Source organism: Corallococcus carmarthensis, assembly GCF_003611695.1.
Lineage (GTDB): Bacteria > Myxococcota > Myxococcia > Myxococcales > Myxococcaceae > Corallococcus > Corallococcus carmarthensis.
Window position 1 is genome coordinate 20851 of the sequence record NZ_RAWE01000115.1, and the last position, 9022, is coordinate 29872.

Annotated in this window: 6 protein-coding genes; 2 read left to right on the plus strand and 4 right to left on the minus strand. The window is 71.2% G+C overall.

Going from position 1 to position 9022, the window contains the following annotated elements; translation table 11 throughout:
• The first annotated feature begins 170 nt into the window (after positions 1–170).
• The gene (locus tag D7X32_RS26655) at positions 171–1658 is read left to right on the plus strand and encodes a DUF4397 domain-containing protein (RefSeq protein WP_158625771.1); all 1488 of its coding nucleotides are present in this window, start codon (positions 171–173) and stop codon (positions 1656–1658) included.
• Positions 1659–1660: 2 nt separating this feature from the next.
• Here the strand turns inward: D7X32_RS26655 and D7X32_RS26660 are convergent, their stop codons facing one another.
• The 3 genes from D7X32_RS26660 to D7X32_RS26670 all read right to left on the minus strand — a co-directional run bounded on the left by D7X32_RS26660 (position 1661) and on the right by D7X32_RS26670 (position 7013).
• Positions 1661–2329: a hypothetical protein gene (locus D7X32_RS26660; RefSeq protein WP_120605388.1), complete on the minus strand. Its 669-nt coding sequence runs from the start codon at positions 2327–2329 to the stop codon at positions 1661–1663.
• 176 nt (positions 2330–2505) lie between these two features.
• Positions 2506–6087, minus strand: a complete 3582-nt coding sequence (locus tag D7X32_RS26665; protein WP_120605389.1) for an ABC transporter permease/M1 family aminopeptidase — start codon at positions 6085–6087, stop codon at positions 2506–2508.
• Positions 6084–7013: an ABC transporter ATP-binding protein gene (locus tag D7X32_RS26670; RefSeq protein WP_120605390.1), complete on the minus strand. Its 930-nt coding sequence runs from the start codon at positions 7011–7013 to the stop codon at positions 6084–6086. The genes D7X32_RS26665 and D7X32_RS26670 overlap by 4 nt, the downstream gene beginning before the upstream one ends.
• Before the next feature lie 108 nt (positions 7014–7121).
• On the opposite strand from D7X32_RS26670, the gene D7X32_RS26675 reads away from it, so the two are divergent.
• Positions 7122–7652, plus strand: a complete 531-nt coding sequence (locus D7X32_RS26675) for a hypothetical protein (RefSeq protein ID WP_147450273.1) — start codon at positions 7122–7124, stop codon at positions 7650–7652.
• Here the strand turns inward: D7X32_RS26675 and D7X32_RS26680 are convergent.
• Positions 7555–9012, minus strand: a complete 1458-nt coding sequence (locus D7X32_RS26680; RefSeq protein ID WP_341868158.1) for a FadR/GntR family transcriptional regulator — start codon at positions 9010–9012, stop codon at positions 7555–7557. The genes D7X32_RS26675 and D7X32_RS26680 overlap by 98 nt on opposite strands.
• Positions 9013–9022: the final 10 nt, after the last annotated feature.

The window sequence follows — 9022 nt, forward strand, 5'->3', positions numbered from 1 at the left end:
CCCCCGCGCCTGTGATGCCCGGGACTTGCGACGTGCGCCGGTGCACAACGTCGGAGGCGGACAGTGGCCCTTGCGTGGGGGTTCGCCCGCGTGGAGGTGATGCCCACCCTTACCCCTGTCGACATCGGTGCCGAGCCGCGTCCGCGGCCCGCCGAGGAGGGGACTTCGACATGGCCTGGATGCGGGGGAAGACACTGCTGGTCGTCGCGCTCACGTCGCTGGGGGTGTTCGCGCCCGCGTGCGGAGGCGGCTCGGCGGAGGACCCCGACGCGCCGCCCACGCAGGACGGCCCGGTGCTCGTCCCGCCCACCCAGGCGCAGCTGCGCATCGTGCAGGCCGCGCCGGGCGCGCCCGCGATGGACGTCTACCTCGCCGGCGACCCCACGCCCGTGGCCCGGGCCGTGGCCTATGGCGCCACCACGCCCTACCTCACGCGCGAAGCCGGTGCCGTCACCGTGGAGCTGCGGCCCACGGGCGCGGCGGCGTCCTCCCAGCCCATCGTGTCACAGCGGGTGGGCATGGAGGCCGGAACGCGTTGGACGGTGGTGACCGCGGGCGCCTTCTCCGCCACGGGCTCCGACGCGGCGATGCGCGCGTTGCTCCTGCGTGACAACACCGTGCCCGCGGATGGAGGACAGACGCGCGTGCGCATCGTCAACGCCGGCACGGACGCGCCGACGGTGGACGTGGACCTGGGCAATGACGGCTCGGTGGAGGTGGAGTCGCTCGCGCGCTTCAAGGACTCCGGCGAACAGGCGCTGGTGCTGCCTTCGGGCGCCGCGTTCCAGGTGGGCCTTCGCACGGATGCCCGGGCGCTGACGTCCTTCACCGTGCCCGCGGCCGGCTCCGGCACCGACACGCTCATCGTCGCCACCGGCCTCATGTCCGCCTCCGCGCGCGCGGGCGACGGCTTCTCGCTGCTCACCGCGGGCCGCGACGGCACGCTGGCCATCCTCCGGCAGAACCCGACGGTGTACGTGCTGCACGCGTCACCGGACGCGCCCACGCTGGACCTCTTCGCCAGCGACCACGAGCTGTCCGGCGGCCTCGCCCATGGCGCGCTGTCCTCGCCGCTCCAGGTGCCGCCGGGCACGTACACGCTGGACTTCTTCGCCGCCGCATCCGGGACGGAACGGCCCACGAGCGCACCGGTGGCGACGGCGACGACGCCCACGCTCGTCCCGGGCGAGCGCTACCTGATGGTCGCCGCGGGCTACCTCGCGCCGCCCCGGCCAGCGGCGTCCCCGTTCACGCTGCTGCCCCTCACAGACCGCTTCGCGAACGACCCTTCCAACCTGCGCCTGCGCTGGGTGCACGCGGCCGCGGACACGCCCGCCGTGGACGTGGGCCCGCTGGGCTCGGAGCGCCGCGTGCTGCCGGACGCGCCCTTCCTCGACGTGCCCTTCGCGACCGCCACCTCGCAGGATGGGCTGCCGCTGCCCTCCGGTGGCACCGTCACGCTGGGCGTGGTGCCGTTCAACGACGCCAACCGCGCGCCGCGCACGAGCTTCTCCGTGACGCCCCAGCCGAACACGCGCGTCTTCGCCGTCGCCACCGACACGCCCGGCTCCGCGCCCGGAAGCTGGGACCTCCAGCTCCTGTGGGTGGACACCACCCGCACGCCGTGGACCGTGAGCACGCAGGCCGACGCGCCCTGACGTCAGAAGGCCCAACCCACGTTGAGCACGATGCGTTGGGTGAACAGCCACGTCGCCTGGTGGATGCGCACCAGGCCCGCCGCCCCTGACTCGCCCAGGCGCAGGGAGTCGTAGGCGAGCGTTTCGCGGCGGGCCCCCAGGCCCACGCCGCCCTGCACCGTGAAGCCGGGCTCCAGCACCATGCTGTACCCCAGGACCGCCGTCCCCCCCACGGACCAGCGGGTGTCCGTATCGTCGTCATCGCTCGACGGACTGTCCGGGACGTCTCCCACCATCTTGCTGGAGCTCCGCCCCACTCCCACCTCGAAGCGCGGTGCCAGCCACAGTCCCTCGGGGGCCCGGCCCGTCAGGTAGAAGCGCACCGACGGTGCCAGGCCGAGCTCAAAGGACGTGTTGTCGAAGCCCTCCAACCCGCTGGGCTCCGGCACCTTGAACCGCGACTGGGCGTGGTTCAAGGACGCGAACACGCCCAACCCCACGGAGAAGCGCTCACCCAGCACGCGCTCCCCTTCGAGCGACACCTGAGAGGTCAGGTTCTGGATGGGGACGGACACCGTCACCACGTTGCGCCGCTCCACCGGGAACGACCCCGTGCGGACACCCTCCTCCGCGAACGACACCGCCGACACGAGCAACAGCGACACACCCAGCTTCCACTGCGTCGAGACCATGTGATGAACCCCCGTCATGGAGCCGGACCCCCAAGGTCCGCCATGCGAGGAGACGCCCATCGCAATCGATGTGCCAGCCTGCTCGCAGAGGGAGCGGCACACCGTGGACGTCTGACATTGGGACAACGTGTCCCCGACGCGCGGAGACGTGCGTGTCAGCGTGTCATGTCATCGCGTCACGGCGGCGTGAGCTGCACCTGGGCCTGCTCGCGGCGCAGCTGGAGCACGCGCACGTCCGGGTCCACCATCAGCCGCTCCGGCGCGAACTCCGAGCGCAGTGTCACCTGTACGGACCCGCCCGCGCCGGGCTCCACGCGCGTCACGGCTTCAGCGAAGCCCGGGGGCGCGGCGGACTCCCCTGCCTTCGTCACCGCCACCTCCACCGGCATGCGGCCCGTGCCCACGTTCGTCACCGTCGCCGTGGTCACCCACTGACCGCCGGACTTCGTCACGCGCGCGTCGGTGACGCGGTATTCGGGCACCACGACCTCGAAGAAGGCCTGCCGGGTGAACCGGTCGAAGGCCTCCTGGGACGGCGCGAAGGGGCGCAGCACCGCGAGGAAGTCCTGCAGCACCGGATGGTCCGCGTTGTTCATGTACTGCTTCAGGAAGGCCTGGAGCCCCGCGTGCATCGCGTCGCGGCCCATCAGGTCCTCCAGCATCCAGAACGTCCAGCCGCCCTTCTCGTAGAGGACCACCGTGTCGCCGTCGCGCGAGCCGTCCAGCTTCACCAGCGGCTGCTCCGCGTCCACGCGCCGGTCCTTGCCGTAGCGCTCCTCCATGCGCTTCGCGGTCTGCCTGCGCGCCTCCTGCCCGTCCAGCTGTTCAATGAGCTTCAGCGCCGAGTAGTGCGACAGCCCCTCCGACAGCAGGTTGCCGCCGGGCCCCTTGCCGGGGATGAGCAGGTTGCCCCACCACTGGTGCGCGGCCTCGTGCGCGGTGACGAGCAGCGCCGCGTTCGACTCCGGCGTGGTGCGCGTGAGGAACCCGATGGACTCCGAGAACGTGATGTTCGTGGGGAAGCCCTGCGCGTAGTTGTCCAGGCCGGCGAACTCCGACAGCTTCAGCTCGGCCCACGGGAACGGGTGGAACCATTCCGAGTAGTACCGGCGCGCGGCCTCCAGCCCCCGCATCATCTCCGGCACGTTGTAGCCATGCGCCGGGTCGTGGAACACCACCGTGCCCGCGCCCTCCACGCGCGTCCACCGGCCCGCGATGACGTTGAAGAAGCTCACCGGATGGTCGCTGCGCCACACCGCGGTGCGCCGGCCGTCCTTCACCGTGTCGCTCTCCCGCACGCCCACGGAGTTGAGCGTGTAGGCCTCCGGGCCGCTCACGCGGATCCGGAAGGGGAACGGCATGTTGCTGCCCCAGGCGGCCTCCGTGGGCCCTTCGTAGAAGTCGTCCGCGTACACGCGCGGCTCGTAGCGGTTCTCCTTCGGGTCGATGCCGCGCTCCTCCTCGTAGCCGACGACCGGTGCGAACGTGGGCGTCTCGCTGGTGAGCACCGCGCCCGACGGGAGGATGAACTCCTTGAACGCACCGCCCTGGCGGGACACGCCATCCGGCACGTGGCCTGAGTACTGGAAGCCCACCGTCACCTTCGCTCCGGGCGGCAGCGGTGGGGACGGCGTGAAGACATACAGCCCGGCGCGGTCTTCCGGCGTCACGTCCTTGCCGTCCAGCGTCCAGCGCACGTCCGTCCAGCCATCACCGCCGCTCAAGGCGAAGCGCGGCAGCGCCACGGCGTGCCGGTTCAGCAGCGTGTACGTGCCCTTCATGCGGAAGGCGCTCGCCTCCGGCTCCAGGTCCACGTCCAGGTCCACGTCCGCCAGCATGGGCTGCGGCGCGTCCTTCCACGTCGCCAGGTTCTTCTGCCAGTACTCCTTCGCGCGCTTCTTCGCCGCCGCGCCCTGGTGCCCCTGTCCCACGAGGATGCCCAGCCACACCAGCGCCACCAACGGCACGGCCAGGTACGGCGCCAGCCGCCACAGCCCGCGCGCAAGGCCCGAGGGCTTCAATCCTTCCAGCGTCGTCACCGGGTCGCGGACGCGGCGGCCGTCCAGGCGCACCGCCAGCGCGGTGAAGAAGACGGCCCCGCCCAGCGCGGCCACGCGGTTGAGCACCAGCGCGGCGCGGTCCACCTGGAAGGCGCCCAGGTCGGTCCACCGCACCGCGTCCCACAGCGGCCAGTTCGTCACCCAGGTGAGGTCTTCCCGCACGGCGAGGTAGCCGGTGAGGCCCAGCGCGGACAGGGCCAGCGCGTAGGTGCCGAAGCGGCCTCCCGTCACCGCGCGCGCGGCCAGGATGAAGCCCGTCCACAGGAGGAACGTGGGGAACAGCAACAGCCCCCACACCAGCACGTACGGCGTCAGCGACAGCGGCACCTTGCCCTGCGACACCTGCACCAGCGTGCCCGCGAGCGCCATGGCCACAAGCAGCGCCACCGCCACGAGGCTGTTCGCCAGCGCCTTGCCCAGCAGCACCGACAATGTGCGCACCGGGGTCGCGTCGTGGATGGGCGCGAAGCCGGAGGCCTGCTCACGCTCCAGCGACTCCACCACGTAGAACATCAACAACAGACACACGAGCACCGACGCCTGCCCCATCGTGCGCACCGCGAAGCGCCCGGGCACCAAGAGGAGGCTCGTATCGAAGGGGCCCACCGCCGTGGCGCCCTGGGACACCATCTGCAACATCAGGAGCGGCAGGAACAGGTAGAGCCCCGGCTGCGACAGCAGGCCCCGCCCCTCCGCGCGCGTCACCGTCCACAGCCCCATCCAGAAGCCCGGCGGACGGACGCCCATGCGCAGCGCGGACAGCGGCGCCTCCGCGTGTGACAGCGCCACCTGCATGGGAGGCGCGTCCAGGACGAGGCCCTTGCGCGGGGCCTTCGTGCCCACCTCGCCCCGGAGCGCGCGGCGGAAGTGGCGCTCGCTCCAGGCCACCGCGCCCAGGCCCAGGGCCATGAGCACGAAGCGGCTGGTGACGAAGAGGGCGTCCAGTCCCACGGGCTGCGTGTTGTAGAAGTCCACGCCCCGGTCCACCTTGATCCACGTCTCCGTGAGCCACCGGAAGCCGCCGGGGTCCAGGGCCATGAGGAACCGGTTCACTCGCGGATCCAACCAGCCGGGGGACCAGTCCCAGAGGAAGAAGGCGCAGAGGAAGAACAGGCCCACCGGCAGGAAGTACACCGGCACCGCGCGGCGCGTGCGCTCGCCCGTGGCGAAGGCCGCGCCCGCCATGAAGACGATGAGCGGCAGGCCGAACCACACCGCGGCGCTCACGTAGTTCCCGAACGCGAAGGGCCCTCGGAACTCCGCGTCCGCGCCCGCCGGCACGACGTGGTGGAAGAAGACGAGCAGCCCCATCATCGCCGCGAGCGCCAGCACGTACGCGCCCAGCACGCCCGCGAACTTGCCCCACACGTACTCCGCGGAAGTCAGCGGCGTGGTGTGCAGGAGCGGCTGCACGCGGGCCTCGTCGTCGGAGATGACGGACATGCCCGCGCCCACCGACACGAAGAAGGTGAACAGCATGAAGGTGAGCAGCAGCACCGTCTGTGAGACGGCGAAGGCGCTGGTGATCCACGCCTTCTTGCCACCCACCTCCGTGCTGCCCGCGGCGATGGTGACGTTGCCGGAGGACACGCCCCACACCACCGCCACCAGCAGCACGAGCAGCACCCAGAACAGAGGGCGCCGTGTCTGGTGGCGCCACTCCGTGCGCGCCACGCGCCAGAGCCGGGACGCGTTCACGTGCCCACCGCCGGGGCGGACTCCGGAGCCGTGGGCACCGGGGCCGTGGGCTCGGGCGCGTCCTTCATCAGGAGCAGGTAGGCGTCCTCCAGCGTGGGCGGCGTTCGCTCGAAGCCGGCTGGCACGGGCGTGCCCGGGGCCGCGTGGATGCGCACGCGGTTGCGGCCTTCGAAGAGCACGGCCTGGGTGACGCGGTGCGCTTGCTGGAAGGCGGCCATGTCGGCCGGGGGGACGGTGCCCTCGAAGAGCGAATCGTGGAGGGCGGACTTCGCCTCGGTGGGGCTGGTGATGGCCACCACGCGGCCGTGGCGGATGACGGCGAAGCGCGGGCAGAGCATGGCCACGTCCTCCACGATGTGCGTGGACAGGAGCACCGTGCGCTCATGGGCCACCTCCGCGAGCAGCCGGTAGAAGCGCTGGCGCTCCTCGGGGTCCAGGCCCGCGGTGGGCTCGTCCACGATGAGGAGCTTCGGGTCACCGGCCAGGGCCTGCGCGATGCCCAGCCGCTGCCGCATGCCGCCGGAGTACTCCTTCACCTTTCGCTTCGCGGCGAAGGTGAGGTTCACGCGCTCCAACAGCTGTGCGCACAGGGCCTTCAGTCCCTGCGGCGCGGTGACGCCCTTGAGCTCCAGCAGGTAGCGGAGCATGTCCTGGCCGGAGAGGTACGGGTAGAAGCCGAACTCCTGCGGCAGGTAGCCCAGGTGCGGGCGCAGCGCCTCCGGGTGACGCACGAGGTCGAGGCCGTCGAGCGTCACCTCGCCGGAGGTGGGCTCCAGCAGGCCGGAGAGGATCTTCATCAGGGTGGACTTGCCCGCGCCATTGGGCCCGAGCAGACCGAACATCCCCTTGGGGACATCCAGGTCCACGCCACGAAGGGCCGTGACCGGGCCCGGATACACCTTCACCAGGTTGCGCAGGCTGAGCATGTGGCCCGTTCTACGCCCAGGCGGGGGGCTCCATTTCCCAGCTTCGCGCACGAAGGGCATACGGCGCGTCCACGGGCGCTCCTGCGCGGTGTGTTAGACAGCCAGGGTATGAACCTTCGACCTGTCTGTCTTTCTCTCGTGCTGGGGGCCTTCGCGTTCCTGGGCTGCTCGGGGCCGTCCTACCTTCAGGCCCGAGCCCTGGAGCAGAACGAGTACCGGGGCTATGGCGAATACCTGCCCGAGCGCGACCGCGCGGTGCTGGCCCAGGCGGCGGCGGTGAAGGACGCGGCGTCGGTCATCTTCCTGCAGGAGACGTTGCCGGAGGGCATCGAAATGACCTCCCACATGCTCCAGGTCAAGGCCGGCTATTCGCACCAGTTGCTGGGCAAGCTGGCCTTCAGCCGGGGCCAGGTGGCCTCCAAGCAGGACCTCATCGAACACGTGCGGAAGGTGGCGCTGGCGGCGGGAGGCGACGCGGCCGTCGGCCTCTTCCTGCTGACGCCGCCCCAGGACTACACCCAGGCGCAGGCGGTGGAGGCGGTCATCCTGAAGCTGGATCCGCGTGTGCGCGTGAAGCTGCGTCCGGACGAGGCGAAGGCGGGGGGCGTGTCGGGGGCACCGGGCGTCGAACAGCTCTGAGCAGGTCGCCTGAAGCCCGGGAACACGAGGCGGGTCGTCCCAGAGAATGCGCAATGGACCGCCAGAGGCGCGCCACCCACCGGCCCAGGCGGTCCAGGCGGCCGTGAAACGGGCCGCCCGCCTCGCACTCCGCCACGCCGGTGTGTTCATGGACGCGGGAGGATGACGGTTCGGATGGAAGGCCGCCTTCCGGAGATGACGCGTCCCAACGGGTCCGACAGTCGGAAGGGTTTCCCAAGGTCGCTCCCGGCACGTCCGTCCCGATGCACTTCCCCAGTGGCTCGAGCAAGGCGAGCCTGGGGGCGGCTGGAGCCGGTGTTTTCCCGCTGTCCGGCGCCCCGAGGAGGGCCGCCGCCTGGGGACGGGGCGCAACCCCGAGCGCCGCGTGGTCTTCAGCGCCGGGCGCAAGGCCATGCTCCTCCTCTCCAGGGCGTGCCTCCGTCGCAGCGTCCTGCTCTCCGGCAGACGTGAGGCAGTCGAATCCGTGCTCCTCCACGCAGAGGCGTGCCTTCAACGCCTCGTCCTGCCCAGGGGCTGACGCGGGGGCGTCAGGGCCACCTTCCTCCACGCAGGGGAGTGTCTCCAGCGCGGCTTCCTGCGCAGTGGCTGACACGGGAGCGCTGAGGGGGCCCTCTGGGACGTAGGCGGCCTCGGGTGAGGCAGGCCTTTGGGGGGCAGGCGCGAAGGCGTCCAGCACGCGCTCATCGCACGCCTTCAGCAGCGCCGGCAGCTCGTGCTGAAGCGTCCGGGCGTCGCGTTCCGTCAGGACCGACATGGCGCAGCTGGCCCACTGGCGCAGCGACTCACCGCCCATGAAGGGAAACAGCCCAGCGGCAGCGACACCTCGCGAGGCCCGCTGGAGGGACTGGATGAGGAGCGCGTGCCCTGGACGGGAAGCCGCCCAGGCCGCGAGCCGTAGCAACTCGAATTCCACCTGCGCGCACCGAGCACCCGACTCCCAGCGCGCCGCGTCCCAAAGCTTGAAGCAGGTGTCCGCCAGCCGGTGCAGGTCCAGGTCCGAAGCCCTCACGCAGCAGTCGGCCAGCAACTCCACCAGCACCTGCCGCTTGAGGCTGAAGTAGCCCTCCAGAAGCGACCGGGCTTCCGCCGAGTTAGCGTCATGCAGCACCAGGCCCAGGTTCTCCAGCGTCAACGACTCATCCAGCGCCACCGCGCGCGTCTTGCGCCCGGGACGCTGCACCACCAGGCCTCGCGCCGCCAGCCGCCGCATCGCCTCTCGGATGGTGCCCCGGCACACGTCGAAGGAACGCGCCAGCTTCGCTTCCGAGCCAAACTGCCCGCAGGGAGGCAGCCTCCCCAGCGCGATATCGCGCTCGAGTTCCGCCTCCACATACGCCACGAGCCCACCC

What these genes read in the sequence shown, in the direction of transcription:
- D7X32_RS26655 (WP_158625771.1), top strand. Translation starts at nt 171, where the DNA reads ATGGCCTGGATGCGGGGGAAGACACTGCTGGTCGTCGCGCTCACGTCG.
- D7X32_RS26660 (WP_120605388.1), bottom strand. Translation starts at nt 2,329, where the DNA reads ATGGTCTCGACGCAGTGGAAGCTGGGTGTGTCGCTGTTGCTCGTGTCG.
- D7X32_RS26670 (WP_120605390.1), bottom strand. Translation starts at nt 7,013, where the DNA reads ATGCTCAGCCTGCGCAACCTGGTGAAGGTGTATCCGGGCCCGGTCACG.
- D7X32_RS26675 (WP_147450273.1), top strand. Translation starts at nt 7,122, where the DNA reads ATGAACCTTCGACCTGTCTGTCTTTCTCTCGTGCTGGGGGCCTTCGCG.